Below are 26,480 nucleotides of genomic sequence, written 5' to 3' on the forward strand. Positions count from 1 at the left end.
TGAGGCGATGACATGACACGCCTCCGCCTCGCAATCGCGGCGAGCTTCCTCGCGACGCTGGCGAGCCTCGTCCTGCTGGCGGGCGTCGATGTGCCCAACGTCCTCCTCAAGCTCTCCAGCCTTTGCGTCGTCGGCGCCTGGGCAGGCTTCGTTCTCGGCGCGATCTTCGGGCGCGAGTGCGTGCGGGCGATCGGCTGGAGCGCCTTCGTCGCCGCCGCAGTGGCTTGCCTGCCGGTGGTGCTCGTCACCTATGGATTCGCCCTGGCAGGAGCTCCGCTCGTGGCGGCCTTCGCCATCGTGGTTGCGGCGGGCGCGCGGTGCGGGGCGGCGACGATGGAGTACTTCGGCGTGCACCGGTCGCACGACGGCCGGACGCCGCCGCTCTGACCGCGATCTACCTGCCTCCCAGGCGCGCCTCCACCGCGGCCACCAGCGGCCCGATCGCCGACGGCGGAAACGGCGCCGCGCTGCTCACGTTGATCTCGCACAGCACGAAGCGCTCGCTTCCACCCGCGTCCGGCTCGCCGAAGAGGAAGTCGCAATCCCACAGCAACGGCAAGTGATCGCGCGAGAGCCCCACGCGCGCTCGCAGCAGCTCGACCCACTCCGTCTCCAGCCGCCGCCTCAGTCCCTGGAACTGCGCCAGCTCCGGCCCGTGGTACAGCCTCGGCCCCGCTTGCGGCGCTCCTTGTCCCGGCGCTGCGGGATAGAGCGCGTTGACGGCCTGGTGCCCGAAGCCGGCCACGCGGTCCTCGACGAGATAGGCGCGCACCATGCCGTCCACGAGGCGCGGCTGCCAAGGCTGGTCGACCATGTGGCCGCCGTTCGCGGACTCGAAGTACGGCGCCAGCGTGGCAAGCAGCGCCGCCATGTCCATCACCGCCTCCTCGCTGCCACGCTGCGCATGGCGAACGCGCAGTGATGCGTCAGCGCCCTCGCCTGCCAGTTCGACGCGCCACACGCCGATGCCGCTGTGCCCGCGGTGCTGCTTGAGCACGCGCGGTCCGCGGCGCAATCGCCCCGGCAGTTCGGCCGCGAGTTGCGCGAGGCTGTCCACCCGCACCGCGTCGCTGCCGAAGGGGAGATCGCGCGTGTCGACCAGGACATCCTTCGTGCCGAGTTTCAGGACGGCATCCGGATGCGCACTGACGACGACGCCCGCGTCGTCCAGCCGCCGCAACATCGCGTCGAGGCGATCGCGCCGGCGACCGCCTTCGATCGGGTTGCACCACACCAGCACAAGAGCGACGTCGCGCACCTGGCCCTCGACCTCGTCGGCAAAGTCGTCGTTGTAGACCGCTGGAACTGCGTCGACACCCGCCGCGGCGAACGCCTCGAACAGCGGGGCGAAGCGGCTCTCGGCCGGATCCGAACGATCGCGCATCGCACGGTCGCCGGGGTAGAGCAAGGCGATGGAGGCAGCAGGCAAGGTGAGCTCCCAAGACGGCAGGCCCGCGACCAGGAGCAGAGCTTGGAGGCGCAGGCCTCGTGGGACGCGGGGAGTCTGCTCGTGTCCCCACGCGGATCATTCTAGGACCGGGGCGCGGCGCGGGTCCTGGATCGATGCTCGCCGACCGATCTCAGCGCTGGCGTGGATCCAGCGCGTCGCGCAGCCCGTCGCCCAGCAGGTTGAACGACAGCACCAGCAGGAAGATCGACGCTCCCGGCCAGATGGCCATCCAGGGCGCGTTGTCGACGAAGTTCTTGGCCGTGTTCAGCATGCTGCCCCAGCTGGGCGCAGGTGGCTGCTGGCCGAGGCCCAGGAACGACAGGCTGGCCTCCGCGATGACCGCGGCGGCGATCGCCAGCGTGCTCTGCACGACCAGCGGCGCCGTGATGTTCGGCAGGATGTGGCGCAGCGCGATGCGCAGCGGCGGGTTGCCCACGGCGCGCGCGGCCTCGACATAGTCCTCGACCTTCACGCTGAGCACCTGGCCACGGGTGAGGCGGACGAAGATCGGCGCGGCCGAGACGCCGATGGCCACCATCGCGTTGGCGAGGCTGGGGCCCAGGAATGCGGCCAGGGCGATGGCGAGGATCAGGAACGGGCAGGCCAGGAATGCATCGGTGATGCGCGAGACGATGACGTCGACCCAGCCACCGAGGAAGCCCGCGGCCAGCCCGATCGGCACGCCCACCAGCAGCGAGATCGACACCGACACGATGCCGGCAAGCAGCGACGCCCGAGTGCCCCAGACGACGCGCGAGAGCACGTCGCGGCCGATCTCGTCGGTGCCGAACCAGTGCTGCGCCGACGGCGCCTGGCGGATGGCGCCCCAGCTGGTGGCGATCGGGTCGTATGGCGAGATCCAGGGCGCGCACAGCGCGATCACCACGAATCCCAGCACGATGGCCAGCCCCAGCAGCGCCGAGTGGCGACGGCGCAGGCGGCGCCACGCGCGCTGCCAGGACCCGGCAGGTTCGGGACGCGCGACTTTCGGTGCGATGGGCGTGGGCAGGACGGCGGACATGGCGGGATCAGCTGCGCAGGCGGGGGTTCACCGCGATGTAGGCGATGTCGGCCAGCAGGTTGAGCAGCATGTACGCCGTCGCCGTGACCAGCACGACGCCCTGCACCACGGCGTAGTCGCGGTTGAACACCGCATCGACGATCAGCTTGCCGAAGCCCGGAATGGTGAACACCTGCTCGGTGAGCACCGCACCCGACAGCAAGGTGCCGAACTCCAGCGCTCCCAGCGTGATGATCGGCATCAGCGCGTTGCGCAGCGCATGCTTGAGAACGACGGTGCGTTCCAGCAGGCCCTTGGCCCGCGCGGTGCGCACGTAGTCGGCCGACAGCACCTGCAGCATCGCGCTGCGGGTGTGCCGCATCAGCACCGCCGCGATGGCGTTGCCCAGCACGAAGGCCGGCATGACCATCGCAGCCAGGTTGCCCCACAGGTCCTCGAACGGGCTCACGTAGCCCGAGGCCGGCAGCCATCCCAGGTTCACCGAGAACAGCAGGATCAGGAGGATGCCGAGCCAGAAGTTCGGCGTCGAGATGCCCCACAGCGCGAACACGTTGGCCGCCCAGTCCCAGGCCGATCCGCGTCCCACCGCCGACACGATGCCCGCCGGGATGCCGATCAGCAGCGCGATGCCCATGGCGAGCACCGCCAGCTCCAGCGTCACCGGCAGCTTCTGCGCCACCAGGTGCAGCACCGGTTCCTGGTTGCGCACCGACTCCCCGAGATCGCCCTTCAGCACGCCGCCGACCCAGTACGCATAGCGCATGGGCAGCGGGTCGTCGAGATGCAGCTTGGCATGCAGGTAGGCGATGACCTGCGGGTCCTGCTCCTCCCCCGCCAGGATCTTGGCCGGATCGCCGGGCAGCAACTGCTGCAGGCCGAAGATCAGCATCGACACCAGCACCAGGGTCGGCACCAGCTGCGCGATGCGCTTGAGGAGGAACTCGGTCATTCAGCCGCCCGCGAAGGTCACTGCATCTTCAGCCCGCTCACCCGCAGCAGGCCGTCCGGGATGTTGCGCACGCCCTGCAGCTTCGGGCTGTACGCCCACAGCCACTTGCGGTGGTAGAGGTAGACGATCGGACGCGCCTTCAGCACGCGGGCGGCGACCTGCTCGAAGATCTTCTTGCGCTTGGCCGGATCGCGCTCCATGCGCGACTCGTTGATCAGCTTGTCGGTCTCGGCGTCGCAGTAGCCGGCGTAGTTCAGCGGCTGCTTGCACACGTCGAACGAATACAGGTTGCCGTCCGGATCGGGACGCCCGCTCCACGCCAGGACGTAAGCCTCGAAGTCGCCCTTGTCGGCCATGTTCAGCGAGGTCGCGAACTCGGCGGCCTGGATCTTCACGTCGAAGCCGGCTTCACGGGCCATCGCCTGCACCACCAGCGCGATGCGCTGCGCATCCGAGGTCGTCGGGGTCACCAGCGTGAAGCTCGGGTTGGTGACGCCAGCTTCCTTGAGCAGTGCCTTGGCACGGGCGACGTCGCGCTTGGGGATCGGCACATTGGCCGCGTAGAACGGATTGGTGGGCGGCACCCACTGGTTGCCCACGATGGCCTGGTTGTCCATCACCACCTGCACCAGCCCCTGCCGGTCCAGCGACAGCTCGAAGGCCTCGCGCACGCGGGCGTCGCGGCCCAGCGGGTTGGCCTTGGCCCGGTCGCTCTTGCCGACGTTGATCGTGATGCCCTGGTAGCCGATCTCGGTGATGCTGGAGGTCTTGAGCTTCTTCTCGGCGAGGATCTTCTCCATGTCGCTGGGTGCCACCCGCTCGATGAAGTCGAGCTGGCCGGACCGCAGGTTCGCCAGCCGCACGGTGGCGTCCGGGATCGGGGTGTAGACGACCTTGTCGAACGCGATCGCGCCCTTGTTCCAGTAGTTCGGATAGCGCTCGAACACGATGCGGTCCTGCGCGACGCGCTCGACGAACTTGAACGGGCCCGAGCACACCGGATGGGCGCCGAACTTGTCGCCCTCCTCCTTGGCGGCCTTGGGCGAGACCATCATCCCCGCGCGGTCGGTCAGCTGCGACAGCAGCGGCGAAAACGGCGCCGACAGGTTCAGGCGCACCGTCATCGGATCGACCACGTCCACCGTCGTCACCGGCGCGAGTTCACCGCGGCGGTTGGAGCCCGGCATGGTCTTGTGCCGCTCGATGTTGAACTTCACCGCGGCGGCATCGAACTTCTCGCCGTCGTGGAAGGTGACACCCTGGCGCAGCTTGAGCGTCAGCGCCTTGCCGTCGGCGGACCACTCGTAGCCGGTCGCCAGCTGCGGAATGATTGCCAGCTTCTCGTCGATGTCGAACAGCTTGTCGCACAGCGACGCGAAGACGACGCGGCCGACGAAGCTGCGGGCCAGCGTCGGATCGAGGGCGTCGGGGTCTTCCGCGAGGCCGACCCGCAGGGTCTGGGCCTGGCTGGCAAGCGCGGCGGCGCCGAGCAGCAGCGCGAGCAGCGGTCGCGCGAGTCGTCGTGTGAGCGTGGGCATGGCGGTGGCTCCTGGTGTTGACTAGGTCTGGTCAGTGGGCGGCCGGGTGAGGAACGCAGCCTGCAGCCGCTCGAGCCGCACGCGCGCCGGCGGCATCCCGGCCGGCTGCGGCTTCGCTGCCGTAGCCGCGATGGTGGGCCAGAAATGGCAGGCCGTGGCATGGCCGTGCTCATCCGGCACCAGCGCCGGATCCTGCTCGCGGCATCGTTGCTGCACGTAGGGGCAGCGCGTGTGGAACCGGCACCCGCTCGGCGGGTTCGCGGGGCTCGGCACGTCGCCCCCGAGCACCGCGCGATCGCCACGTGCGCCGGGCCGCGGCTGCGGGATGGCGGCCAGCAACGCCCGCGTGTAGGGATGGCGCGGCGACGCGAAGAGCGCCTCCTTGTCGGCGATCTCGACGATGCGTCCGAGGTACATCACCGCCACCCGGGTCGCGATGTGCTTGACCACCGCCAGGTCGTGCGCGATGAAGACGTACGCCAGGCCGAAGCGGCGCTGCAGGTCCTGCAGCAGGTTCACCACCTGCGCCTGCACCGAGACGTCGAGCGCGGACACCGCCTCGTCGCAGACGATCAGCCGCGGCTCGACCGCGAGGGCGCGCGCGATGCCGATGCGCTGGCGCTGCCCGCCGGAGAACTCGTGCGGATAGCGCTGCGCATGCTCGGGCGCGAGGCCAACCGTATGCAGCAGCTCGGCCACGCGCTCGCGCTCGCGGCCGGCATGCAGCCCGTGCAGCTTGAGCGGCTCCACGAGTGTCTGGCCCACCGTCATGCGCGGGTTGAGCGAGGCATACGGGTCCTGGAAGATCAGCTGCATCACGCGCCGCTGCGTGCGCAGCTCGGAGCCCTCGAGCGTCGTGATGTCTCGCCCTTCGAAGCGGATGCGACCTGCCGTGGGGTCCAGCAGGCGCAGCAGCAGCCGGCCCAGGGTCGACTTGCCGCAGCCGGATTCGCCGACGACGCCCAGGGTGTCGCCGGCGGAGATCCGCAGGTCGACGCCATCGACCGCCTGCACCTGCCCGCTCACGCGCGACAACAGGCCGCGCCGCACCGGGAAGTGCTTCACCAGCCCTTCGGCCACCACCAGCGGTTCGGCGCTGCTCATGCCGCCACCGCGTCTGGCACGTGGGGCACCAGCCGGTCCGGATCCAGCGGCGCGCGCCAGCACGCCGACAGGTGACCGGGACCCATCGGCATCAGCGGCGGCTCGTCCTCGCGGCAGCGGTCGATGGCGAACGGGCAGCGTTCCGCGAACTGGCACCCGCGGGGGCGGTACAGCGGATTCGGGACCTGGCCTTCGATGGCAGCGAGCCGGTCGCGCTGGACGTCGAGGCGCGGGATGGAGCCGAGCAAGCCGATCGTGTACGGATGCTGGGGCCCGTCGAACAGGGCCTTCGCCGGCGCCTGCTCGACGATGCGGCCGGCGTACATCACCGCGACCTCGTCGGCGACTTCGGCGACCACGCCGAGGTCGTGGGTGATGAGGATCACGGCCGTGCCGGTCTCCTGCTGCAACGTGTTCATCAGCTCCAGGATCTGGGCCTGGATGGTCACGTCGAGCGCAGTGGTGGGTTCGTCGGCGATCAGCAGGCGGGGACGGCAGGCGAGCGCCATGGCGATCATCGCGCGCTGGCGCATGCCGCCCGAGAGCTTGTGCGGGTGCTCGTCGAAGCGCTGCTCGGGTGCCGGGATGCGCACCTGGCGCAGCACCTCGAGCGCCCGCTCCTTCGCCTGCGCGCGGGTGAGCGTCTGGTGGCGGCGCAAGCCCTCGACGATCTGCTCGCCGATGGTGAACGCCGGATTCAGCGACGTCATCGGCTCCTGGAAGATCATCGCCATGCCATTGCCGCGCAGGTCGAGCAGGTCGCGCGCAGGGGCGCCCACGAGCTCGCGTCCGTCGAGGCGGACCGAGCCGCCGACGATGCGTCCCGGCGGGTTGGGCACCAGGCCCATGATGGACAGCGCGGTGACGCTCTTGCCGCAGCCCGACTCGCCGACCAGCGCGAGCGTGCGGCCCGTGTCGACGGAGAAGCTCACGCCCTCCACCGCGCGGAAGGTGCCGTCGTCGGTGGCGAACTCCGTGCGCAGGTCGCGCACCTCCAGCAGGGCCATCAGCGCCGCTCCGCGCGCTCGCGCGTGAACTGCTCGATGCGCGCCTCGATCTCGCCACGGTCGGTCAGGCCGACGGGATCATGCCGCCCGGCCAGGCACGCCATGAACGGCTGGTAGCGCTCCAGGCTCTTGCGGTAGAGCCCCTGCAGCTCCTGCACGGGCTCTGCATGGTCGTCGACGCGCAGGTCCAGCTCGGGCCAGTCCTCGTCGCCGTGGATGCGCAGCGCCGCGGCCTGCTTCCCGCGCTTGTCGCCGCCGGCCGCCTCACCCGCGGCCAGGGCCGCCAGCAGCCGCTCCGCGAGATCCTGTCCGCGGGTCGCCAGGAAGGCCTGGGCCGTGGCTTCGATCACCTGCGGTCCGGCCAGCATGTTGCCGGCCACGCTGAAGTCGTCGTCGATGCAGTGGCCGCACCAGTCGATGCAGGCCGAGCCGGTGCGCGCCGCGGGTCGCCCGTGGGCCGGCAGGACGTGCACCTGCCGCTGCTCGCGGCCGCTGTCGTCGGCGGTGAGGCGTTCGATCACCTCCTGCGGCGCCAGCCCTTCGGCCAGCAGCGCGATGCCACGCGGGCCGTACAGCGGATTCATCAGCGCCTGCGTCGAGAGCGCGCCGACGCCGCGCCGCGTGTGGACGCACAGTGCGCCGACGGCGAAGAAGCGGCTGGCGATGGCAACGCCGAAGCGTCCTTGCCCGTCGCGCGCCAGGATCGACCAGGTCATCTCCGCATTCCCGAGTGGGCGGCCCGCCCGCGGGGCCGTGCGGAAGCATGCTAACGCGAAGCGGGCGCTGCCGGACCCGGGAGAACGAGTACCGTCAGCGGTGCCAGTGGCGGCCGCCTCCTCCGCCGCCGAAGCGCCCGAAGATGCTGATCGACGGGTAGAAGACCGGGCCCGGGTAGTACACGGGAGCCGGAGCCACGTAGACGGGCGCCGGTGCCACGACGCCCGGGACCTGCGCCACTGCGGCCCCATTGGCGGTGACCACCTGCCCGGCGGGGTAAGCCTGGTAGGCGGGGTATGCCGGGTACACGGCACAGCCTCCCAGCAGCGCAGCCGCTGCGATGGCTGCGGCGCAGACGATCGGTCTGGTGTTCATGAGCGGATCGTCGCAGCGCAACGCAACGGCAGCATTCATGCCGCGCAAAGCTCGCGACCACATGTAAGCGCGACGGCTGCCTTGGATGCAGCCGGGCTGGCTCGAAGGCTGCGCAGCCCTGCGCGACAATTGCCGAGTCAGCCAGACACGGTCACCACACCCGCGGATCCCATGAAGTCGGCGCTTCTCGTCATCGATGTCCAGCGTGCGTTGTTCGACGCCGGACCGCGCCCCTTCGAAGCCGATGCAGTCGTCGGGCGGATCAACGTGTTGGCTGCTCGCGCCCGCAGGTCTGCGGCACCGGTGATCTTCGTCCAGCACGAAACGCCGGCATCCGCGCTCGAACTCGGGAGCAGCGGCTGGCGGCTTGCGAACGGCGTGGATGCGCAGCCGGGCGATCACTCGGTGCGCAAGGCAACGGCGGACTCGTTCCAGGGATCGACCCTGAAGGAGATCCTGGACACCTTCCGCATCTCGCATGTCGTGGTGTGCGGGTACGCCAGCGAGTTCTGCGTGGACACGACCGTCCGGCGGGCTGCCGCCCTGGGCTACGCGGTGACCTTGGCCTCGGACGCCCACACCACCCACGACAAGGCGCACGCATCCGCGGCGTCCATTCGGGTGCACGAGAACGCCACGCTGCCGGAGATCACGAGCTTCGGGCCTGTGATCAGGGCCGTTGCGAGCGACGACATCGCGTTCGGGAACTGAGCACAGCGGCCAGGGCCAGCGGCCGTGCTGGATTGCGGGTCGAGCCCGCAATGACACCTTCAGTTGGCTAGGCCAGCACCTTGCCCGGATTCAGCAGGTTCTTCGGGTCGAGCGCGCGCTTCACCTGCTGCATCAGCTCCAGCTCGACGGCGCCCTTGTAGCGACGCATGTCATCGCGCTTGGCGACGCCGATGCCATGCTCGGCCGAGATCGATCCGCCATACGAATGCGCCAGCCCGTCCACCGCATGGCTCACCGCTTCGTAATGCGTGTCGAGGAACTCGCGCGCGGGCACGTCGGCCGGACGCAGCGGGTTGAAGTGCACGTTGCCGTCGCCCATGTGGCCGTAGATCACCATGCGGGCCTGCGGCGCCACCTCCAGCACCTTCGCGCTGGCCTCGGCGACGAACTGGGCGATGCGCGACAGCGGCACCGACACGTCGCACTTGATGCTGCCGCCGGTGCGGGTCTGCGCATCGGAGATTTCCTCGCGCAGGCGCCAGAACGCCTCGACATCGGACAGGCTCGCAGCAACCGCGGCGTCCTGCACCAGGCCGCGCTCGAAGCCGTCCTCCAGCACCTGTTGCAGCTGCGCGTCCAGCGCCTCCTGCGCACCGCCGGAGGTCAGCTCGACCAGCACCATCCACGCGGGGTTGGCGGAGAGCGGCGACGCCACGCCGCCCAGGTACTCGCGCACCAGCTTCATCGCCGGCGCGGAGATCAGCTCGAAGGCGGTCACGGCCTGGCCCGCGGCTTCCTTCGCCGCCTGCAGCAGCGACACGGCCGCCGCCGGATCGCTCACCGCGACCAGCGCCACCGACCGCGCGCGCGGCAGCGGCATCAGTTTCAGCACGGCCGCCGTGACGATGCCCAGCGTGCCTTCGGAACCGATGAACAGCTGCTTGAGGTCATAGCCGGTGTTGTCCTTGCGCAGGCCGCGCAGGCCGTCGTAGATGCGGCCATCGGGCAGCACGGCCTCGACCCCCAGCACGAGGTCGCGCATGTTCCCGTAGCGCAGCACCGCGGTTCCGCCGGCGTTGGTCGAGAGATTGCCGCCGATCTGGCACGAACCTTCGGAACCGATGCGCAGCGGGAACAGGCGCCCCGCTTCTTCCGCCGCAGCGCGCGCCGCATGCAGCGTCACGCCGGCCTGCACGGTCAGCGTGTCGTTCACCACGTCGACGGCGAGCACCTGCTTCATGCGCGCGAGGCTCAGCACGATGACGTTGCCGCCGCGTGCATCGGGCACCGCGCCGCCCATGAGCGACGTGTTGCCGCCCTGCGGGACCACGACCACGTCGTGCGCATGGCACCAGGCCATCACGCGGCTCACCTCCCCGGTGGTCGAGGGGAACACCACCGCCGCGGCGCGGCCCTTGTAGATCTTGCGGTAGTCGGTGACGTACGGCTCGACGTCGGCGGGCGCGCTCAGGCACGCGTTCGCGCCGACGATGGAAGCCAGCGCGCCGGCGATGTCGAGGTTGGAAGAAGAAGAAACGGAAGCGTCCATTCCTGGATTGTCTCAATAGCCCGCGGACGGCTTGCCGGCGACAGGCTCCGCAGTCGCGCCCAGGAAGTCATTCGCCAGCCGGCGCGCCGCATTCGCGAAGATCAGGATGTCCACGCCGACGGCCACGAACGTGCAGCCCAGCTCGAGATAGCGGCGCGCCAGCGTGGCGTCCGACGTCAACGTCCCCGCAGCCTTGCCCGACGCCACGATGGTCTTCATCGCGCCTTCGATGGCGGCCTGCACTTCCGGATGCCCCGGCTTGCCGCGATGGCCCATCGACGCGGCCAGGTCGGCCGGCCCGATGAACACGCCGTCGATGCCGTCCACCGCGCAGATCTCGCGCAGGTTCTTCAGCGCCAGCACGGATTCCACCTGCACCAGCAGGCAGACCTCGTCGTCGGCGGCATCCAGGTAGTCGGTGCGCGCGCTCCAGCGCGAGGCGCGGCCCACAGCGCTGCCGACGCCGCGAATGCCCAGCGGCGGGTATTGCGTGGCATTCACGATCGCCTTCGCCTGCTCCGCCGTGTCCACCATCGGGATCAGCAGGTTCTGCGCACCGATGTCCAGCAGCTGCTTGATGCGGTGCGTGTCGCCATTCACGGCACGCACCACCGGCTGCGAGCGGTACGGCGCCACGGCCTGCAGCGCCGAGAGCGTGGTGCGCACGTCGTTGGGCGCGTGCTCGCCGTCGATCAGCAGCCAGTCGAAGCCCGCGGTCGCGCTGGTCTCGGCCAGGTACGGGTCGGCCATCGAGAGCCACAGGCCGACCTGCGGCTTCTTCGCCTCGAGTTGGTCCTTGAACGCGTTGCCGGATTTCATTGCAGGCCTCCCTGGCACAGATACTTGATGTGCATGTAATCGTCGAGGCCGTGGCGCGAACCTTCGCGGCCATAGCCCGACGCCTTGACGCCGCCGAACGGCGCGGCTTCCGCCGCCAGCGCGCCTTCGTTGATGCCGACGATGCCGGTCTCCAGCGCCTCGGCCACGCGCCAGATGCGCGCGGGGTCCTGGGTGTAGAAGTACGCGGCCAGGCCGAACGGCGTGTCGTTGGCGGCGGCCACCACCTCGGCCTCGTCCTTGAACGTGAAGATCGGCACGACGGGACCGAAGGTCTCTTCCTGCGCCAGCACCATGTCGGGCTTGGCGCCGGCCAGCACGGTGGGCGCGTAGAAGTGCCCCTCGCCCTTCGCGTCAGGACTGCGCAGGCGGCGGCCGCCGGTCGCGACCCATGCGCCCTTCGACACCGCGTCCTGCACGTGGCGCTCGATCTTCTCGACGGCACGGGCGTTGATCATCGGGCCGATCTGCGACTTCGGATCGGTGGCCGGGCCGACGTGCAGCGCCGAGACGCGCGCGACCAGCTTGTCGACGAAGCGGCCCTCCACCTTCTCGTGCACGAACACGCGGTTGGGGCACACGCAGGTCTGGCCGCCGTTGCGGAACTTGGAGACCATCAGGCCCTCGACCGCCGCATCGATGTCGGCGTCCTCGAACACGATGAATGGCGCGTTGCCGCCCAGCTCCATCGACACCTTCTTGAGCGTCGTCGCCGATTCACGCGCCAGGTGCTGGCCCACGGGCGTGGAGCCGGTGAAGGTGAGCTTGCGCACGCGCGCATCGGCCAGCCAGGTGTCCACCACGGCCGGCGTGCGGTCGCGCGAGGCCGCCACCATGTTCAGCACACCGGCGGGGAAACCCGCTTCCTGCGCCAGCGCGACGAGGGCCAGCGCGGTCAGCGGCGTGTCCTCGGCGGGCTTGGCGACCACCGTGCAGCCGGCCGCAAGGGCGGGCGCGATCTTGCGGGCGATCATGGCCAGCGGGAAGTTCCACGGCGTGATGGCGGCGACCACGCCCACCGGCTCCTTGATCGCCAGCAGCTTCTTGCCGCGGACGGGCTCGGGGATCACGTCGCCGTGCGCGCGCGTGGCTTCTTCCGCGAACCACTCGACGTACGAAGCGCCGTACAGCACCTCGCCGCGCGCCTCGGCCAGCGGCTTGCCCTGCTCGCTGGAGACGATCCTGGCCAGGTCGTCCTGGTGCTGCACGATCAGCGCGTGCCAGCGCTTGAGCAGCTGCGCGCGCTCGCGGGCGCTGCGGGCGCGCCACTCGGGAAAGGCAGCAGCAGCCGCGTCGACGGCCGCACGACCATCGGCCGCGTCGCTGTCAGGCACCTGCGCGATGGGGCGCAGCGTGGCGGGATCGGTCACGGGATGCAGCGCACCGGAGGCAGCCGGCTGCCATTGGCCGGCGATGAAATTGGCGGTGCGCAGCAGGGCGCCGCGCGCGAGCTGGTCGAGCATCGTGGAATCCTGGAAAGGAAAGTGGAAAGCCGGGCGGCGCGTCAGCTGACGATGCCCAGGTGCCAGGGCACGAACTCTTCGTCGCCGAGCCCGAGCTGCTCGCTCTTGGTGGGTTCGCCGGAAGCGTGCGCCAGGATGGCCTGGAAGATGCGCTCGCCCATCTGCGGCACGTCCACCTCGCCGTCGAGGATGGCGCCGCAGTTGATGTCCATGTCGTTCTTCAGCCGCTGGTACATCGGCGTGTTCGACGCCAGCTTGATGGTCGGCGCCGGCTTGGAGCCGAACATCGAGCCGCGGCCGGTGGTGAAGCAGATCAGGTTGGCGCCACTGGCGATCTGGCCCGTCGCGGCGACGGGGTCGTAGCCGGGCGAGTCCATGAACACGAAGCCGCTCTCGTCGATCGGTTCTGCGTACTCGTACACCGCGCGCAGCGGCGTGGTGCCGGCCTTCATCGCGGAGCCGAGCGACTTCTCGAAGATGTTGGCCAGGCCGCCGGCCTGGTTGCCGGGACCGACCACGCCGTTGAACTGGCCGTTGTGGCCGCGGGTGTATTCCTCCCACCAGGCCAGGCGGTCCAGCAGCTTCTGGCCGACCTGCGGGGTCACCGCGCGGCGCGTCAGCATGTACTCGACGCCGTGGATCTCGGGCGTCTCCGACAGGATCGCGGTACCCCCGTGACGCACGAGGATGTCCATCGCAGCGCCGAGCGCGGGATTCGCGGTGATGCCCGAGAAGCCGTCCGAGCCGCCGCACTCCAGGCCGATCTTGATGTGGCTGGCCGGCACGCTCTGGCGCCTGCACGCGTTCGCATGCGGCAGCATCGCCTCGATGGCGCGGATGCCGGCTTCGATCGTCTCCTGCGTGCCGCCGACTTCCTGCATCACCATGGTCTGCAGCAGCGGTCCACGCTCCAGGCCTTGCGACGCGATGAGGTCGGCCACCTGGTTGCGCTCGCAGCCCAGGCCCACGACCAGCACGCCGGCCAGGTTGGGGTGGCGCGCATAGCCGGCCAGCGTGCGGCGCAGCAGGTCGAAATGCGGGCTGGGCGACGACATGCCGCAGCCGGTGGTCTGCACGAAGGCGGCGACGCCGTCGACGTTGGGGAAATCCTTCAGCCGCTCGGGCGTGAAGTGGGCGGCGATCTTGCGGATCACGGTGCCCGAGCAATTCACCGACGACAGGATGCCGATGAAGTTGCGCGTCCCCACGCGGCCGTCGGGCCGCACGTAGCCCATGAAGCGGGCGCGCTTCTCCTCCGGCAGGTAGTCGACGTCGCGCACGTCCAGGCCGAAGCCCGGATCGCGGTCGAAATCCACCAGTTCCAGGTTGTGGGAGTGCACGTAGTCGCCCGGCTCGATGTCGCGCGCGGCGACGCCGATCACGGCGTTGTACTTGCGCACCGGCTCGCCCTTGGCGATGGCGCGCGCCGCGACCTTGTGGCCCGCGGGCACCTGGCCGCGCAGGCGCGCGCCCAGCTCCGGCAGCGTGTCGCCGAGTGCCAGCGGCACCTTGGCGACCAGCACGTTGTCGGCCGGGTGCAGCCGGATCAGGGGGGACTTGCTCATGGCGTCGACGGCGGGACGAGGGTCACCCCTTCGCCAGCAGTTCCTTCAGCTTCAGGCGCTCGATGAGGTGCGTCTCCTTGTCGTACGTGGCCATCACGTACTTCTGGTAGTCGGGACCATCCAGGTACATCACGGGCGCGTCGATGCGTGCGGCGACGGCCTTGAACTCGTCGCTCTTCACCGCGGCGCGGAAGGCGTCGCGCAGCTTCTTGTCGATCTCCGGCGGCAGGCCCTTCGGCGCGCCGATGCCGTTGGGCGCATCGACCACGACGTTGTAGCCCAGGTCCTTGAGCGTGGGCGTGTCCTTGAAGCGCGGCGTGCGCTCCTCGCCCCAGGTGGCCAGCAGGCGCAGCTTGCCGGCTTCCACGTGCGGCGCCCACGAGCTGGAGTCGGCGAGCATGTCGACCTGGCCGCCCAGCGTGTCGTTCAGCGCGGCCGAGCCGCCCTTGTAGGCGATGGCGTTCAGCTGGATGCCGGCGGCCATGGCGAATTCCTCCATGCCCACGTGCGTGGCACCGCCGACGCCGGCATGCGCGTAGGTCACCTTGCCGGGGTTGGCCTTCGCGTACTCCACCATGTCCTTGAGCGTCTTGAACTTCGACTGCGGCAGCACCGCGATGCCGAAGGTCTGGCCCGAGGTGCGGGCGATGTAGGTGAAGTCCTTGCGCGGGTCCGCCTTCAGCGTGCCCAGCTGCGAGAAGCGCGTGACCGAGATCGGGATCTGGCCGATGGTGTAGCCGTCGGGCTTGGCATTGGCGATCGCCTGCGCGCCGATCATGCCGGCGGCGCCGGCGCGGTTGTCGACCGTCACCGGCTGCTTGAGGATGCGTCCTGCCACTTCGCAGATGGCGCGCATCGACGCATCGGCCGTGCCGCCCGCGGGCCACGGGCAGATGAAGGTGATGGGACGGCTCGGGAACTCGTCGGCGGCACGCGCCCACTGGGGCAGCAGCAGGCCGGCGGCACCGGCGGCACCGGCGACCAGGACGTCACGGCGTTGCAGGCGGGAAGAGGAAGCGGGCATTGAATGTGTCTCCGGGATGGATCTGGACAGCGGGGATCTCGGCGACTGCCACGGAGGGCAGCGTGGTCCAGCGCGCATTGTTCGCCGGGCCCTTCATCACCGGCAAATCGAAAATCAGCATGGCTGCATGAGGAGGCGGTTATGTACCATCGCGCATGGCCATCGACCGCGTGCTGCGCTCCAACATCAAGCTGCGCCACCTGCAGCTGGTGATCGCGCTCGACGAGTTCCGCCACCTGGGCAGGACCGCCGAATTCCTCTCGGTCACGCAGCCGGCCGTGTCCAAGATGCTTGGCGAGGTCGAGCAGATGCTGGGCGTGTCCCTCTTCCAGCGCTCCACGCGCGGCACGCAGCCGACGGTGGCCGGCCGTTCGCTGGTGCGCTTCGCGCGCTCGGTGCTGGCCGAGTACGAGCGCACGCGCGACGAGATCGCGGCGCTGGAGAGCGGTGCGGCGGGTCGCACGCGCGTGGGCGCCATGGTGGTCGCGACGCCGACGCTCGTCGCACCCGCTGTCGCGCGCCTGAAGTCGCGCGCGCCCGGTGCCACGGTGCTGATCCAGGAAGGCGACCTCACGCACTTGCTGCCCAAGTTGCGGCTGGGCGAGATCGACCTGTTCGTCGGCCGGCTCGAACCGGGCTACGCCGCGCCGGACCTGCTGACGGAGAAGCTGTACGAGGAGAAGATGGTCGCGGTGGCGCCACCCGGGCATCCGCTCACGCGCAAGAAGGGCGTGCGCTGGCGCGACATCGCTCCCCTGCCCTGCGTGCTGCCGCCGCCGTGGGCGTCGCTGCGCGTGAAGCTGGAGCAGCAGTTCTACCGCGAGCACCTGCAACCGCCGGCCGACCTCGTGGAGTCTGCCTCCTTCCTGGCGCAGATCACGTTCATCCGCCAGCGACAGGCCGTGGGGTTCATGGCCGCCTCGGTGGGCGAGCATTTCGAGCGCGACGGGTTCGTGCAGCGGCTTGCGCTGCCGGTCGACGTGGAGCTGCCGCCGGTGGGGTTGATCGTGGTGCGCGAGAGGCCGCTGACAGCGGTGAGCGAGCAGCTGGTGCAGTGCCTGCGCGAAGAGGCGGTGCAGCGGAAGACCAAGGCCAACGGGCGGCGGAAGCGGGGCGCGTGAGAAAGCCTTGGGTCCGCGCCAACGGGCGCGGTGTCGCGATGGTGTTCTCGGGCATCCGCCACTGCCGCCTCTGAACGCACGGCGCCTGTTGTGATGGCGCTACCTTCGGCCAGCGGGCGCTTGGCGGCCTGCACGCGCGCATGGCCCAATCGCCGCTCCACGAAAAAAGCGCCATGGCAGAAAGACCAGACCTGGAAATGAACGAAAAGATGAACGCACAGGCAGGGAGCGGTGCGACCCGGCGCGGCTGGGCCGCGCGGGCGGCCACGTATGCGATCGCGGCCACTGCCGCCGGCCTCCTGGTGGCTTGCGCCACCACCGCGATCTCCAAGGACACGGAACTCGGAGCTGGGGACGGCGTGGTCACGCTGCGCGTGGTGAAGATGATGGACGGGCGCGTGCTGGACCGGTTCATCGTGCAGAACCTCGACACCCAGCAGGAGTACAAGCTGCATCCGCAGCCCGCGCTGGGCGGCAAGAGCCTGCGCTTCATGGGCGTGCTGCCGGCAGGCCGCTACCAGGCACGCTCCCTGTACGGCGAGACGACCGAGGAACTGGCCACCATGAAGGTCGTGCACACGCTCGGCGTGCCGCTGGACGGTGAGCACAACCGTTTCGAGGTGCAGCCCGCAGTCCTCACCAACCTGGGCTCGCTCGTGTTCGTGCCGCTGGCCGACAAGCGCTTCATCGCCCCGCGCGAGAGCACGCCGGTGGCCGCGCGGGAGTGGCTGCGCTACGCCAATCCCGTGCTGGAGGCAACACTGAAGCCGGGGCAGGAACAGGGCTGGCTGCAGCCGCCGCCTGCGCGCCAGGCCGCGCTCCTGGAGCAGCAGCTCGCGTATGCCGAGAGCCGCGCGGTGCCGGTGGGGCCGCCGGTGCCGGATGCAAAGGGGACCTACTGGGACGAAGGCCAGCTCGGCACCGTGTTCGAGCTGGCCAGCGGCGCTCGCTACCGGGTGGGCACCGTGCAGCAGCTCACGGCGCTCGCACGGCTCGCGGATGACCGCCTGCTGGTGGGCGGCGAAGAGGGCTACGTCGCCGTCTCCACGCCCGACCGGCGCACGTGGCGCCAGCAGCCGTCGCCGGCCTCGAAGGCCGCCGTGGCCATGCTCGCCGCGCAGGCGCCGGACGGCACCGTGTACCTGGTGAGCCGGACGCCGCAGGGCGTGGTCGTGCATGCGGCAGACCCGAACGCCGCGACGTGGAACTGGCGCGAAGTGCGCCGCCTGCCGCATGAGCAAACGGGGCGGCCGCCGCTCGCGGTGAGCGCGGGCGAGCGCATCGTCATCTACACGGTGGACCCGGGCCCGGACACCCTCTCGTCCCTGGACCTGCGCAGCGGCCAATGGGAGGCGCATCCCGCGCTGGGACGCGTGCTCACGCTGCGCGGCTGGCCGCACGGCCTGGTGTTCGCCGTCGGCTTCCAGCAGTCGTTCACGACGACGGCGGACTTCGGCCGCACGTGGCAGCAGATCGACCACGTCGTCACCGGCTCCCTGCCCGAGTTCTCGTCGGCGACCCAGGGCTACGTGGCCGGATTTCCGTTCGGCAGCACGCGCAACGGCCCGGTCCTCTTCAAGACCGCCGACGCCGGCAAGACCTGGACCCGGGTCGGTTCGGCACCGCCCGACGTGAACGGTGTGACAGGCACCCTGGTCTACGACCGCGTGGCGCAGCGACTGGGCTACCAGGCCGCTTCCGGCAAGATGGTCTGGTCGCAGGACGAGGGCAAGAGCTGGCAGTAGTCCGCGGGCTCAGGCGGGCGTGCTGATCACGTCCCGCGCCGCCTGAATGGCGAGCGCGGTGTCGTCCGCGCCGTGCGCGGACGCGGCAAGATCGCTACTTCTTCCCCGCCTTCGCCGCCGTGTTCGCCGCCACCGCCGCCCGGATCAGCGCCTTGAATGCGGCCTCGTCGATCTTCTCGCCTTCACGGATGTCGATCGCGCGCCGCGTGCCGCCTTCCAGGCTCGCGTTGAACAGCTTCTTCGGGTCGGGCAGCGTGGCGCCACGGAAGAACGTGAGCTTCACGACCTGCTTGTACGTCTCCCCGGTGCACACGCCGCCATCGTGTTCCCACACCGGCGTGCCGCGCCACTTCACGGCTTCCTCGATCTGCGGGTCGGCGTCGTGAATCAGCTGGCGGATGCGGGCGAGCGTCTCGCCGCGCCAGTCGGCCAGTGCCTCGATCTTCGCGGTGATCTGCTTCGACCCTTCTGCGGCGTCGGTCACGGATGAAGTCGCCATGGTGTGTGTTCTTGTCCTGGTGTGCGCGCCATTGTGTGGCGCACCGTGCGAGCGTCAACCGGCACAACCCGCTTCCGCAATGACACGGGGCGGGTTCAAGGCCCTCTCCGATCAAGCACGGTGCCGGAACGCGGCAGGCGGTGTCTGGCAGGGTCGATTTGGGTGACGGGAGCGAGCGCAGCGAAGCGACTCTCACCGTATGAGACCCTGCCAGGCACCGCCTGCCGCGCCCCCCGGGACAGCACCTGCCCAGACCAGCCGCGGTACTGGATTGCGGGTCAAGCCCGCAATGACAAAGCCTGGCGGCGCTAGTCCCGCCGCCGCGGCGACAGCGGATACGACGGATCCGTGTACCCCGGTGTCGACGGATGCCCCGGCCGCACCAGCGAATCCACCAGCGCCTCGTCGTCCTTGTCGATCACCACCTCGACCGCCGGCCCGTACGCCTTCCACTGCTCCAGCGTGCGCGGTCCCGCGATCACCGAGCTCACCGCACGGTGGTGCAGCACCCACGCGGTGGCGAACTGCGCCAGCGTGATGCCCTTGGCCTGTGCATGCGCCTGCAGCTGCTGCGCGATGCGCAGCGACTCCTCGCGGAATTCGGTCTCGGCGATGCGCTTGTCGCCACGGCCCGCGCGCGTGTCCGCGGGCGGCGGCATGCCGGGCTTGTACTTGCCGGTGAGCACGCCGCGCGCGATCGGGCTGTACGGCACCACGCCGATGCCGTAATGCACGCACGCCGGCAGGATCTCCACCTCGGGCATGCGATTGAGCAGGTTGTAGTACGGCTGGCAGGCCACCGGTCGCGGCATGCCCAGCTCGCGTGCGATGCGCACGGCTTCAGCGATGCGCCAGCCGCGGAAGTTGGACAGCGCCCAGCCGCGCACCTTGCCGTCGCGGATCAGCGTGTCCATCGCGCGCAGCGGCTCTTCGAGGTCCATGCCTTCGAAGTCGCGGTGCATGTAGAGCACGTCGACGCGATCGGTCTGCAGCCGCTTCAGGCTCGCATCCGCTTCGCGCAGCATCCACGCACGCGAGTAGTGGCCCTGGTTCACCGCGTCGCCCATCCTGTTGCCGAGCTTGGTGGCCAGCACCCAGTCGTCGCGCTGGCCCTGCAGCAGCTGGCCCAGCATGGTCTCGGACGCACCCTTGGTGTACACGTCCGCGGTGTCGATGAAATTGACGCCGCTGTCGCGTGCGGCGCCGACGATGTTGCGGGCCTCGTCGATGCCGGTCTGGTCGCCGAACATCATGGTGCCCAGGCAGAGGGCGGAGACCTGCAGGTTGCTGGCGCCGAGTCGTCGGTAGTGCATGGCCGGGAGCTTACCCGGGCTGCGGCGCGGCGAGCGCCGAGGCGATCAGCTCCTGCGCGTGGTAGTGCGCCATGTGCCCCACGCCATCCAGGATGTGCAGCCTGCTGTGCGGCAGCACGTGGTGCAGGCGGCCGGACTGGGACCGGCTGTCCACGATGGCGTCCTGCGCGCCGGCGACCAGCGTGATCGGCACCTTCAGCTCGGCGTAGTGCGGCTTCAGCACTCTCGCCTGCGTCACCATGTGCGCACCGTCCTCGGTGGTGGCGCGCTGCTGCAGGGGCCGCAGCAACAGCTCGCGCGGCAGCGCCTCGCCGAAGGCTGGAGGCACCGGCTGTGGCGCGAAGAGCGCCTTCACCGTCGGGCCCAGCGCCAGTCGCGCGGCGAGCGATGCGACGGTGTAGCGCATCGCATCGCCGAACCACGGGATCGCGCCCAGGCTGGCCGAGACGACATCGAGCCGCAGCGACGGGAAGTAGTAGCCGCCCACCAGCACCAGCCGGTTCACGTGCGCCGGATCGCCGAGCGCCATGGCGATCGCCACCTGCGTCCCCAGCGAATGGCCCACCACGGCGAAGTTCTCGAAGCCCAGCGCGACCGCCGCGCGGCACAGCAGGCGCGCCTGCTCAGCGGGCGTCCAGGTGCGGTCACGCGTGCGGTCGCTCCAGCCGAAGCCCGGCCGATCGATCACCAGCAGCCGGTGGTTGCGCGACAGGCGACGCAGCAGGCCGCTGGCCTCGAAGTCGTTGCCGTGCACCGTGTTGCCGTGAATGAGCAGGACGGCCGGCCCGTCGCCTGCGATGCGGTAGTGCAGACGCACGCCGTCGATGTGGATGAACTTGCCGGGCGCGGGATGGCGGTGCTCGGCCCGATCGGCCTCGTGCTGCACCCACACGGCGGTGCCCAAGGCGGCCACCGCGGCGGCGGCCGCCAGCGGCGCCCAGGGAGGAAGTCGCGTCTTGTCGAGGAGGAAAGTCATGGCCGTCGAGCTCCAGGTCGCGTTCGATCATGGAGGGCCGGGCGCGGCTGCGTGTCGGCCATCGCTGCAGGCTGGCGTAGTGATTCGCTGGCGGCACGCGCGCCGGCAGCGGCTGCAGAGCCACCGCCCCCTGCGCCCGCCCTGCTACATTGCCCCGATGGACACCCCCGACATCGAGCAGCAGCTCCTCGAGCAGGCCGAGAACATCAATGCGCTGAAGGACAACCAGTTCGCGCTGGTCGCCCAGGTGCAGGTGCTGCAGGCCGCGCTCGCCAGCATCCTGCTCACGCACCAGGACCGCCCCGCGGTCGCCGCCAACTTCGAGCGGTACATGAAGGTGGCCAAGGAAGCGGCGCCCACGCTGGCCACGCGGATGGAAGGCCTGGAGGCCGGCATCCTGTCGCTGATGGGCAAGCACCAGGCCTGAGGCTCGCCGGGGCGTGAACGGGGCGCGTGCCGTACCGCGCCACCAGTGGCGCTCCCCGACGCGACCGTACAGGGCAAGACGCAAACCATCGGTTTTTGCTGACACCAAGTCTGCTCGGCCGCGCGCGCAGGCACCCAGCCCGCGACCGGCATTCTCGACGGCACCAGTGCGCGGGCTCAGTTCCGTGCGTGGGTCCCCTGCCAACCAATGCTCCCGACGCTCCTCCTCACCCTGCGCCCTTGCCCGTGCCGCCTTCGCCCGCTGCGCCCGCGGCGGCGATGAGGGCCTTCCTCGACCCGGCGCCCACGCGGCTGGACGCGCATCGTGCAGCGCCGCTCACCCGCGGCGCGCTCGAGCGCATGCCGAAGTGGCTGATCTGCGTGCCGCTCGCCCTGCAGTGGCTCTGGCTGGGCCTGCGGTACGGAAGCCTGACGCTGCCCTCGGCGGCGAATCCCGGCATCACGTCCGGTGGCCTGGTGGGGGAAGGCAAGCTCGAGTACTTCGCCGCAATGGGGCCGCGCGCGCTCGCCGCGACCGCCACGCATTGCGCCGTCCGCAACGCAGGCGCGTCCGTTGCGACGATGGTGCGCACGCAGGTTGCGGAAGCCGGGCTCGCCTACCCTCTTGTCGCGAAGCCGGACCTGGGGTTGTGCGGCCACGGCGTGCGGCGCATCGACAGCGAGGACGCCCTGCTGGCGTACCTGGCGGACTTCCCCCGCGGCGAGACCGTCGTGCTGCAGGAGTACCTGCCGGAGGCCGGGGAAGCCGGCATCTTCTACGCGCGCGACCCTGCCACGGGGCGCGGCGCCATCATCGGCCTGGCGTTGCGCACGTTCCCCCACGTCGTCGGTGACGGGACGAGCACCGTGGCCGACCTCGTCGCAGCCGACGCGCGCGCGCGCCGCGCCCTGTCGTCGCGCTGGCACCAGGCAGGCTTCGATCCGACCGCGGTCCCGGCGGCGGGCGCCGTGGTCCGCCTCGCGACCATCGGGTCGACGCGCGTGGGCGGGCTGTACCGCAACGGCGAGGACTGCATCACGCCCGAGCTGCTCGCTGCCATGGATGCCATCGCCGACGACATGCCGCGGTTCCACGCCGGCCGCTTCGACGTCCGGTTCGAGACGCTGGCGGCGCTGCGCGCGGGCACCGGCTTGCGCATCATGGAAGTCAACGGCGCCGGATCGGAGGCAATCGAAGCGTGGGACCCCGACATCGGCCTGGTCGACGCGTTCCGTCGCATCTTCCGCAAGCAGGCCCTGCTGTTCGCGATCGGTGCTGCCCGCCGGCGCGAAGGTGCCAGGCCCATCGGGCTGCTGCAGCTGGCGCGCCTCAACCGCCGCCAGTTGCGCCTGATCGAGCATTACCCGCGCTCGAACTGAGATGTCCCTTCGCGCCTGCGACGTCGAGCCCCCCCTCGGGATTGCGGCCGCGCATCGGCGCACCCCCCCGCTTCCGGCGCTCCACCGTGAACCGGCGCCACCGCCGCTGCGTCCGCTGTCGATCGAGTGGGCGCGCAGCGAGGACGACGTCCGCGAGGCGCAGCGGCTTCGCTACAGGGTGTTCGCACTGGAGATGGGCGCTCGGCTCCCCCAGGCCGCAGGCACCGCCGAAGGCCTGGATGTCGACAGGTTCGACGCGTTCTGCGACCACCTGCTGGTGCGCGCCGGGCGCGGCTGCCACGACGCCCGGGGCGACATCGTCGGCACGTACCGCGTGCTGTCGCCGGCCGGCGCGCGCGCGGCGGGGGGCTTCTACACCGACACGGAGTTCGATCTCGCGCCACTCGCGGCACTGCGCCAGCGCACCGTCGAACTCGGGCGCTCGTGCGTGCATGCCGACTGGCGGTCCGGAAGCGTGATCCTGGCCATGTGGTCGGCCCTGGCCGCCTACATGCTACGCAGCCGGCTGGACACAATGATCGGTTGCGCCAGCGTGAGCCTGGCGCAGGGCGTCGCGCCCGTGGCCGCCCTGTGGCAGGACCTGCGCGGCAGGTACCTGGCCGATGCGCGATGGCACGTGCAGCCGTTGCATGGAGTGCCGGGCGCCACGCTGGCCATGGCAGGCGGCCCGGCGGCGTGTGCGCCATCGGAGGCGCCGCCGCTCCTCAAGGGCTATCTTCGGTGCGGCGCCCGGTTGCTGGGGCCGCCTGCGCTGGACGAGGCCTTCAACACGGCCGATCTGCCGATCATGCTGCGCCTGGACGACATGGCTCCCCGCTACCGCCGGCACCTGCTCGCGTCCGCATGAAGCCCGGCCCGGGCCTGCGCTGGGTCGTCGCCGGTCAGTTCGCGGGCGCACTGGCCGACAACGCGCTGCTGCTCATCGCCGTCGAGACCCTGGCGGAGCAGCACGCCGCGGCATGGACCGTTCCTGCGTTGCGCATCGCGTTCTACCTGGCCTTCGTGCTCTTGTCGGCGCACGCCGCGGCGATCGCCGACGCCTGGCCCAAGAAGCGCGTCATCGCGGCCGTCAACACGCTGAAGGTGGCGGGCTGCGGGCTGCTGCTGGCAGGGTGCAGCCCGCTGCTGGCGTATGCGCTGGTCGGGATTGGCGCGGCGGTCCATGCCCCGGCACGCTACGGCATCCTGTCGGAGCTCTCGCGGCCGGGCGAACTCGTCGCCGCGAACGCCTGGCTGGAAGGGTCGACGGTGCTGGCGATGCTGCTCGGCACCCTGTGGGGCAGCGCGATGTTGCGCGGCCTGGGCGTGCTGCCCTGGCTGTCCGGGACCACGGCGTCCCAGGGCACGGTCACCCTGGCCGCCGCCTTCCTGGTCGCGGCGCTCTGCGCGTTGCCGGTCCAGGGTCGCGGCTCGAGCAACCCTGGAGCACTGCGCCGGCCCGCGTTGCTGCGCGCGTTCCTCCGTTCCCTCGCCGCGCTGTGGACCGATCCCGCGGCGCGCACGTCGCTGCGCGTTACCTGCACCTTCTGGGCCGTCGCCGCCATCCTGCAGTTCGTCGTCCTGCGCTGGTCGGTGGAACGGCTGGGGATGGCGCTTGCCGATGCCGGCCTGCTGCAGGCGGCGGTCGCGTCCGGGATGATCGCCGGCGCCGCAGCGGCCGGGCGCTGGGTCCGCGAGGAGCAGGCGATGGCGGTGCTCCCGGTTGGCGGGGCGCTCGGGGTTGCACTGGTTCTCATGCCCTTCCTGGACACCCTGCCGTCGACGGCAGTCCTGCTGTTCGCGACAGGCCTGCTGTCGGGCCTGCTGGTCGTGCCGCTGAATGCCGTGCTGCAGCGGCGCGGCCAGGCGCTGATGGACCCCGGCCAGGCGATCGGCGCCCAGAATGCGAGCGAGAACTTCGCCAGCCTGGTGGGTCTGGCGATCTATGGTGCCGCGGTCCAGCTGGAGGCCGGCTTGCAGGCGACCGTGGTGGTTCTGGGCGCCCTGACGGCGGTCGCGATGCTGGCCGCGACGGTCGAACGCCGAAGGCTGCGGTCGGCCTGAGTCGAGCTTCCGGGAGCCGCTGCGCGTTCTAGGAGCCGGCCTTCACGGGCGCAGCCTGTGCCGCGCTTCCCTCGGCCCCGAGCCCCTGCCATCCGCCGCCCAGCGCCTGGATCAGCGACACGGCCGCCACCTGGCGGCTGGCCTGCAGCTGCACCAGCGCGCGCCGCGCCTGCTGCGCGGTGTTCTGTGCGGTGATCACCTCGGTGAAGACCACCTGCCCTGCCTGGTAGCGATTGAGCACCTGCTGCTCCACCAGGTCGGCGGCCTGGCTCGCCTCCTGCCGGAGCGCGAGCTGCTCGCCCAGGATGCGCGAGGCGGCCAGCTGGTCCTCGACGTTCTGGAACGCGGTGAGCACCGTCTGCCGGTAGCGGGCTGCGGCCTCGTCGAACGCCGCGCGCGCGGCTTCGACCTGCGCGCCGGTGAGGCCGGCGTTGAACACCGTCTGCGCCACCGAGGCACCCAGCGCCCACACCAGCGACGAGGCGCTGAACAGGTCTCCGACCGCCGACGCACCCGCGCCCAGCGACGCGGAGAGCCGCAGGCTGGGGAAGTACGCGGCGCGTGCGATGCCGATCTGTTCGTTGGCCTGGGCCACGCGGCGCTCGGCCGCGGCGATGTCGGGACGACGCTGCAGCAGCGTGGAGGGCACTTCGGGCGGCACCGTCGGCACGTTGAGCGCCCAGGTGGGCTGCGCCTGCAGCGAGAAGTTCGCAGGGACCTGCCCCACCAGCACCGCGATCGCGTGTTCCAGCTGCGCACGCTGGCGCTGCAGGTCCAGCAGGTCGGCGCGGCCGCTGGCCAGCTGGCTCTGGGCCTGCAGCAGGTCGGTGCGCGCCACGACGCCGGCGTTGTAGCGGTTGTTCGTGATGGTGAGGGCGCGCTCGAAGTTCGCGACCGTGCGCTTCGCGATGTCGATCTGCACGTCCAGCGAGCGCAGGTTGAAGTAGTTGACGGCCAGCTCGCCCTGGGCCGAGAGGCGCGCCGAGGCCAGGTCGGCGAAGCTGGCCTGCTGGCTGGCGCGCGCGGCCGTCACGCCGGCGGAGAGGCGACCCCACACGTCGGGTTCCCAGCTGGCCCCGATGCTGGCCTGGAAGTTGTTGCGCGGGTTGTCGCTGCCGCCACCGGTGGTCGTGACCGTGGTGCCGGTCCCCGTCGTGCCGCCCGTTCCGGTCGTGCCGGTGGTGCCTGTCGTGATGCTGGTGCCGCCGCTGCCGCGCGTGCCGGTGCGCGTGCCGGTGCCGTTCAACGTGACGGTCGGGAACAGGCCGGCGCGCTGCTGCGCGACGAGGGCGCGCGCCTGCGCATACGCGGCGACCGCGACCGCGACGTTCTGGTTGGAGACGTCGACCTTCGCGGCGAGGTCGTTGAGCACCGGGTCGTCGAAGGCTTGCCACCAAGGGCCGCGTTCGGTGCTGTCGGCGGGCGCGGCCTGCACCCACGCACCGCCGCCTTCCTTGAAGGCCACGGGCGTGTCCATCGTGGGCGGTGCGTCGTAGCGCGGGCCGACGGCGCAGCCGGCGAGGGCGAGGGTGACGGCGACAGCGACCGCACGCGCTCTCCCCCTGCCTGTGTCATTGCGGGCTCGACCCGCAATCCAGTGCGGCGGTTGGACAGGCCCCGTCGCTGGATCTTGGGTCAAGCCCGGGATGACAGCCAACACACCCTCCGAATTCGTCTTGGTCATC

The 26,480-nt window shown here is 70.6% G+C and carries 26 protein-coding genes; 8 read left to right on the top strand and 18 right to left on the bottom strand.

The annotated features are described in order from the left end of the window. Nucleotides 1–12: 12 nt before the first annotated feature. Nucleotides 13–387 (top strand): hypothetical protein, encoded by a 375-nt coding sequence (locus ACPWT1_RS18775; RefSeq protein ID WP_427912645.1) that lies wholly within the window; start codon nucleotides 13–15, stop codon nucleotides 385–387. Between the two features lie 7 nt (nucleotides 388–394). Here the strand turns inward: ACPWT1_RS18775 and ACPWT1_RS18780 are convergent, their stop codons facing one another. The 8 genes from ACPWT1_RS18780 to ACPWT1_RS18815 all read right to left on the bottom strand — a co-directional run bounded on the left by ACPWT1_RS18780 (nucleotide 395) and on the right by ACPWT1_RS18815 (nucleotide 8,161). Then, nucleotides 395–1,429, bottom strand: a complete 1,035-nt coding sequence (locus ACPWT1_RS18780) for a Cj0069 family protein (RefSeq protein ID WP_427912646.1) — start codon at nucleotides 1,427–1,429, stop codon at nucleotides 395–397. Between the two features lie 151 nt (nucleotides 1,430–1,580). Beyond that, nucleotides 1,581–2,471 (bottom strand): ABC transporter permease, encoded by an 891-nt coding sequence (locus ACPWT1_RS18785; protein WP_427912647.1) that lies wholly within the window; start codon nucleotides 2,469–2,471, stop codon nucleotides 1,581–1,583. Between the two features lie 7 nt (nucleotides 2,472–2,478). Further along, entirely contained in the window at nucleotides 2,479–3,420 is a 942-nt protein-coding gene (locus ACPWT1_RS18790) for an ABC transporter permease (RefSeq protein ID WP_427912648.1), read from the bottom strand. A 17-nt stretch (nucleotides 3,421–3,437) separates the two neighbouring features. Continuing rightward, nucleotides 3,438–4,958 (bottom strand): ABC transporter substrate-binding protein, encoded by a 1,521-nt coding sequence (locus ACPWT1_RS18795; protein ID WP_427912649.1) that lies wholly within the window; start codon nucleotides 4,956–4,958, stop codon nucleotides 3,438–3,440. Nucleotides 4,959–4,979: 21 nt separating this feature from the next. Then, complete coding sequence (locus ACPWT1_RS18800; RefSeq protein ID WP_427912650.1) at nucleotides 4,980–6,062, bottom strand: ABC transporter ATP-binding protein; 1,083 nt, start codon at nucleotides 6,060–6,062, stop codon at nucleotides 4,980–4,982. Continuing rightward, nucleotides 6,059–7,069, bottom strand: a complete 1,011-nt coding sequence (locus ACPWT1_RS18805) for an ABC transporter ATP-binding protein (protein WP_427912651.1) — start codon at nucleotides 7,067–7,069, stop codon at nucleotides 6,059–6,061. The genes ACPWT1_RS18800 and ACPWT1_RS18805 overlap by 4 nt, the downstream gene beginning before the upstream one ends. Then, nucleotides 7,069–7,785 (bottom strand): DUF1028 domain-containing protein, encoded by a 717-nt coding sequence (locus tag ACPWT1_RS18810; RefSeq protein WP_427912652.1) that lies wholly within the window; start codon nucleotides 7,783–7,785, stop codon nucleotides 7,069–7,071. The genes ACPWT1_RS18805 and ACPWT1_RS18810 overlap by 1 nt, the downstream gene beginning before the upstream one ends. 94 nt (nucleotides 7,786–7,879) lie before the next feature. After that, on the bottom strand, nucleotides 7,880–8,161 hold the full coding sequence (locus ACPWT1_RS18815) for a hypothetical protein (protein ID WP_427912653.1): 282 nt from the start codon (nucleotides 8,159–8,161) through the stop codon (nucleotides 7,880–7,882). 81 nt (nucleotides 8,162–8,242) lie between these two features. Here ACPWT1_RS18815 and ACPWT1_RS18820 point away from each other — a divergent pair, with 81 nt between their 5' ends. Continuing rightward, on the top strand, nucleotides 8,243–8,872 hold the full coding sequence (locus ACPWT1_RS18820; protein ID WP_427912654.1) for a cysteine hydrolase family protein: 630 nt from the start codon (nucleotides 8,243–8,245) through the stop codon (nucleotides 8,870–8,872). A gap of 67 nt (nucleotides 8,873–8,939) precedes the next feature. Here the strand turns inward: ACPWT1_RS18820 and ACPWT1_RS18825 are convergent, their stop codons facing one another. From ACPWT1_RS18825 to ACPWT1_RS18850, 6 genes are read right to left on the bottom strand one after another with little or no spacing between them, the layout of a single operon-like run. Further along, the gene (locus tag ACPWT1_RS18825; RefSeq protein ID WP_427912655.1) at nucleotides 8,940–10,382 is read right to left on the bottom strand and encodes an FAD-binding oxidoreductase; all 1,443 of its coding nucleotides are present in this window, start codon (nucleotides 10,380–10,382) and stop codon (nucleotides 8,940–8,942) included. A gap of 12 nt (nucleotides 10,383–10,394) precedes the next feature. Continuing rightward, the gene (gene hpaI, locus ACPWT1_RS18830; protein WP_427912656.1) at nucleotides 10,395–11,201 is read right to left on the bottom strand and encodes a 4-hydroxy-2-oxoheptanedioate aldolase; all 807 of its coding nucleotides are present in this window, start codon (nucleotides 11,199–11,201) and stop codon (nucleotides 10,395–10,397) included. Next, nucleotides 11,198–12,682 carry an NAD-dependent succinate-semialdehyde dehydrogenase gene (locus tag ACPWT1_RS18835; RefSeq protein WP_427912657.1) on the bottom strand — a complete coding sequence of 495 codons (1,485 nt, stop codon included), beginning with the start codon at nucleotides 12,680–12,682 and terminating at the stop codon, nucleotides 11,198–11,200. The genes hpaI and ACPWT1_RS18835 overlap by 4 nt, the downstream gene beginning before the upstream one ends. A 41-nt stretch (nucleotides 12,683–12,723) precedes the next feature. Beyond that, nucleotides 12,724–14,247, bottom strand: a complete 1,524-nt coding sequence (locus tag ACPWT1_RS18840) for a UxaA family hydrolase (RefSeq protein WP_427912658.1) — start codon at nucleotides 14,245–14,247, stop codon at nucleotides 12,724–12,726. Between the two features lie 22 nt (nucleotides 14,248–14,269). Next, on the bottom strand, nucleotides 14,270–15,271 hold the full coding sequence (locus tag ACPWT1_RS18845) for a tripartite tricarboxylate transporter substrate binding protein (protein ID WP_427912659.1): 1,002 nt from the start codon (nucleotides 15,269–15,271) through the stop codon (nucleotides 14,270–14,272). Next, on the bottom strand, nucleotides 15,237–15,392 hold the full coding sequence (locus ACPWT1_RS18850) for a hypothetical protein (RefSeq protein WP_427912660.1): 156 nt from the start codon (nucleotides 15,390–15,392) through the stop codon (nucleotides 15,237–15,239). The genes ACPWT1_RS18845 and ACPWT1_RS18850 overlap by 35 nt, the downstream gene beginning before the upstream one ends. 34 nt (nucleotides 15,393–15,426) lie before the next feature. On the opposite strand from ACPWT1_RS18850, the gene ACPWT1_RS18855 reads away from it, so the two are divergent. Beyond that, nucleotides 15,427–16,392 (top strand): LysR substrate-binding domain-containing protein, encoded by a 966-nt coding sequence (locus tag ACPWT1_RS18855; protein WP_427912661.1) that lies wholly within the window; start codon nucleotides 15,427–15,429, stop codon nucleotides 16,390–16,392. Between the two features lie 209 nt (nucleotides 16,393–16,601). Continuing rightward, nucleotides 16,602–18,137 (top strand): WD40/YVTN/BNR-like repeat-containing protein, encoded by a 1,536-nt coding sequence (locus ACPWT1_RS18860; protein ID WP_427912662.1) that lies wholly within the window; start codon nucleotides 16,602–16,604, stop codon nucleotides 18,135–18,137. 94 nt (nucleotides 18,138–18,231) lie between these two features. Here the strand turns inward: ACPWT1_RS18860 and ACPWT1_RS18865 are convergent, their stop codons facing one another. The 3 genes from ACPWT1_RS18865 to ACPWT1_RS18875 form a co-directional block, all read right to left on the bottom strand. Then, on the bottom strand, nucleotides 18,232–18,636 hold the full coding sequence (locus ACPWT1_RS18865) for a DUF1801 domain-containing protein (RefSeq protein WP_427912663.1): 405 nt from the start codon (nucleotides 18,634–18,636) through the stop codon (nucleotides 18,232–18,234). Nucleotides 18,637–18,944: 308 nt separating this feature from the next. Next, nucleotides 18,945–19,949, bottom strand: a complete 1,005-nt coding sequence (locus ACPWT1_RS18870) for an aldo/keto reductase (RefSeq protein WP_427912664.1) — start codon at nucleotides 19,947–19,949, stop codon at nucleotides 18,945–18,947. A 10-nt stretch (nucleotides 19,950–19,959) separates the two neighbouring features. Continuing rightward, nucleotides 19,960–20,925 (bottom strand): alpha/beta fold hydrolase, encoded by a 966-nt coding sequence (locus ACPWT1_RS18875; RefSeq protein WP_427912665.1) that lies wholly within the window; start codon nucleotides 20,923–20,925, stop codon nucleotides 19,960–19,962. A gap of 157 nt (nucleotides 20,926–21,082) precedes the next feature. Here ACPWT1_RS18875 and ACPWT1_RS18880 point away from each other — a divergent pair, with 157 nt between their 5' ends. From ACPWT1_RS18880 to lplT, 4 genes are all read left to right on the top strand, one after another. Then, nucleotides 21,083–21,352, top strand: a complete 270-nt coding sequence (locus ACPWT1_RS18880) for a hypothetical protein (protein ID WP_427912666.1) — start codon at nucleotides 21,083–21,085, stop codon at nucleotides 21,350–21,352. Between the two features lie 245 nt (nucleotides 21,353–21,597). Next, nucleotides 21,598–22,731 (top strand): hypothetical protein, encoded by a 1,134-nt coding sequence (locus tag ACPWT1_RS18885; RefSeq protein WP_427915597.1) that lies wholly within the window; start codon nucleotides 21,598–21,600, stop codon nucleotides 22,729–22,731. A gap of 1 nt (nucleotide 22,732) precedes the next feature. Beyond that, complete coding sequence (locus ACPWT1_RS18890; protein ID WP_427912667.1) at nucleotides 22,733–23,599, top strand: GNAT family N-acetyltransferase; 867 nt, start codon at nucleotides 22,733–22,735, stop codon at nucleotides 23,597–23,599. Then, entirely contained in the window at nucleotides 23,596–24,795 is a 1,200-nt protein-coding gene (lplT, locus tag ACPWT1_RS18895) for a lysophospholipid transporter LplT (RefSeq protein WP_427912668.1), read from the top strand. The genes ACPWT1_RS18890 and lplT overlap by 4 nt, the downstream gene beginning before the upstream one ends. Before the next feature lie 28 nt (nucleotides 24,796–24,823). On the opposite strand, the gene ACPWT1_RS18900 is transcribed toward lplT, so the two are convergent. Next, nucleotides 24,824–26,479, bottom strand: a complete 1,656-nt coding sequence (locus ACPWT1_RS18900) for an efflux transporter outer membrane subunit (RefSeq protein WP_427915598.1) — start codon at nucleotides 26,477–26,479, stop codon at nucleotides 24,824–24,826. Between the last annotated feature and the right edge of the window lies 1 nt (nucleotide 26,480).

Origin of the sequence: Ramlibacter sp. MMS24-I3-19 (genome assembly GCF_050320135.1) — a bacterium.
Taxonomy (GTDB): domain Bacteria; phylum Pseudomonadota; class Gammaproteobacteria; order Burkholderiales; family Burkholderiaceae_C; genus Ramlibacter.

Bases quoted from the DNA above. Each gene is read 5' to 3' on its own strand.
- ACPWT1_RS18800 (WP_427912650.1), bottom strand. From the start codon at position 6,062: ATGAGCAGCGCCGAACCGCTGGTGGTGGCCGAAGGGCTGGTGAAGCAC.
- ACPWT1_RS18870 (WP_427912664.1), bottom strand. From the start codon at position 19,949: ATGCACTACCGACGACTCGGCGCCAGCAACCTGCAGGTCTCCGCCCTC.
- ACPWT1_RS18865 (WP_427912663.1), bottom strand. From the start codon at position 18,636: ATGGCGACTTCATCCGTGACCGACGCCGCAGAAGGGTCGAAGCAGATC.
- hpaI (WP_427912656.1), bottom strand. From the start codon at position 11,201: ATGAAATCCGGCAACGCGTTCAAGGACCAACTCGAGGCGAAGAAGCCG.
- ACPWT1_RS18890 (WP_427912667.1), top strand. From the start codon at position 22,733: ATGTCCCTTCGCGCCTGCGACGTCGAGCCCCCCCTCGGGATTGCGGCC.
- ACPWT1_RS18850 (WP_427912660.1), bottom strand. From the start codon at position 15,392: ATGCTGATTTTCGATTTGCCGGTGATGAAGGGCCCGGCGAACAATGCG.
- ACPWT1_RS18815 (WP_427912653.1), bottom strand. From the start codon at position 8,161: ATGAACACCAGACCGATCGTCTGCGCCGCAGCCATCGCAGCGGCTGCG.
- ACPWT1_RS18840 (WP_427912658.1), bottom strand. From the start codon at position 14,247: ATGAGCAAGTCCCCCCTGATCCGGCTGCACCCGGCCGACAACGTGCTG.
- lplT (WP_427912668.1), top strand. From the start codon at position 23,596: ATGAAGCCCGGCCCGGGCCTGCGCTGGGTCGTCGCCGGTCAGTTCGCG.
- ACPWT1_RS18790 (WP_427912648.1), bottom strand. From the start codon at position 3,420: ATGACCGAGTTCCTCCTCAAGCGCATCGCGCAGCTGGTGCCGACCCTG.
- ACPWT1_RS18810 (WP_427912652.1), bottom strand. From the start codon at position 7,785: ATGACCTGGTCGATCCTGGCGCGCGACGGGCAAGGACGCTTCGGCGTT.
- ACPWT1_RS18845 (WP_427912659.1), bottom strand. From the start codon at position 15,271: ATGCCCGCTTCCTCTTCCCGCCTGCAACGCCGTGACGTCCTGGTCGCC.
- ACPWT1_RS18880 (WP_427912666.1), top strand. From the start codon at position 21,083: ATGGACACCCCCGACATCGAGCAGCAGCTCCTCGAGCAGGCCGAGAAC.
- ACPWT1_RS18875 (WP_427912665.1), bottom strand. From the start codon at position 20,925: ATGACTTTCCTCCTCGACAAGACGCGACTTCCTCCCTGGGCGCCGCTG.
- ACPWT1_RS18805 (WP_427912651.1), bottom strand. From the start codon at position 7,069: ATGGCCCTGCTGGAGGTGCGCGACCTGCGCACGGAGTTCGCCACCGAC.
- ACPWT1_RS18860 (WP_427912662.1), top strand. From the start codon at position 16,602: ATGAACGCACAGGCAGGGAGCGGTGCGACCCGGCGCGGCTGGGCCGCG.
- ACPWT1_RS18900 (WP_427915598.1), bottom strand. From the start codon at position 26,479: ATGACCAAGACGAATTCGGAGGGTGTGTTGGCTGTCATCCCGGGCTTG.
- ACPWT1_RS18835 (WP_427912657.1), bottom strand. From the start codon at position 12,682: ATGCTCGACCAGCTCGCGCGCGGCGCCCTGCTGCGCACCGCCAATTTC.
- ACPWT1_RS18795 (WP_427912649.1), bottom strand. From the start codon at position 4,958: ATGCCCACGCTCACACGACGACTCGCGCGACCGCTGCTCGCGCTGCTG.
- ACPWT1_RS18855 (WP_427912661.1), top strand. From the start codon at position 15,427: ATGGCCATCGACCGCGTGCTGCGCTCCAACATCAAGCTGCGCCACCTG.
- ACPWT1_RS18825 (WP_427912655.1), bottom strand. From the start codon at position 10,382: ATGGACGCTTCCGTTTCTTCTTCTTCCAACCTCGACATCGCCGGCGCG.
- ACPWT1_RS18785 (WP_427912647.1), bottom strand. From the start codon at position 2,471: ATGTCCGCCGTCCTGCCCACGCCCATCGCACCGAAAGTCGCGCGTCCC.
- ACPWT1_RS18775 (WP_427912645.1), top strand. From the start codon at position 13: ATGACACGCCTCCGCCTCGCAATCGCGGCGAGCTTCCTCGCGACGCTG.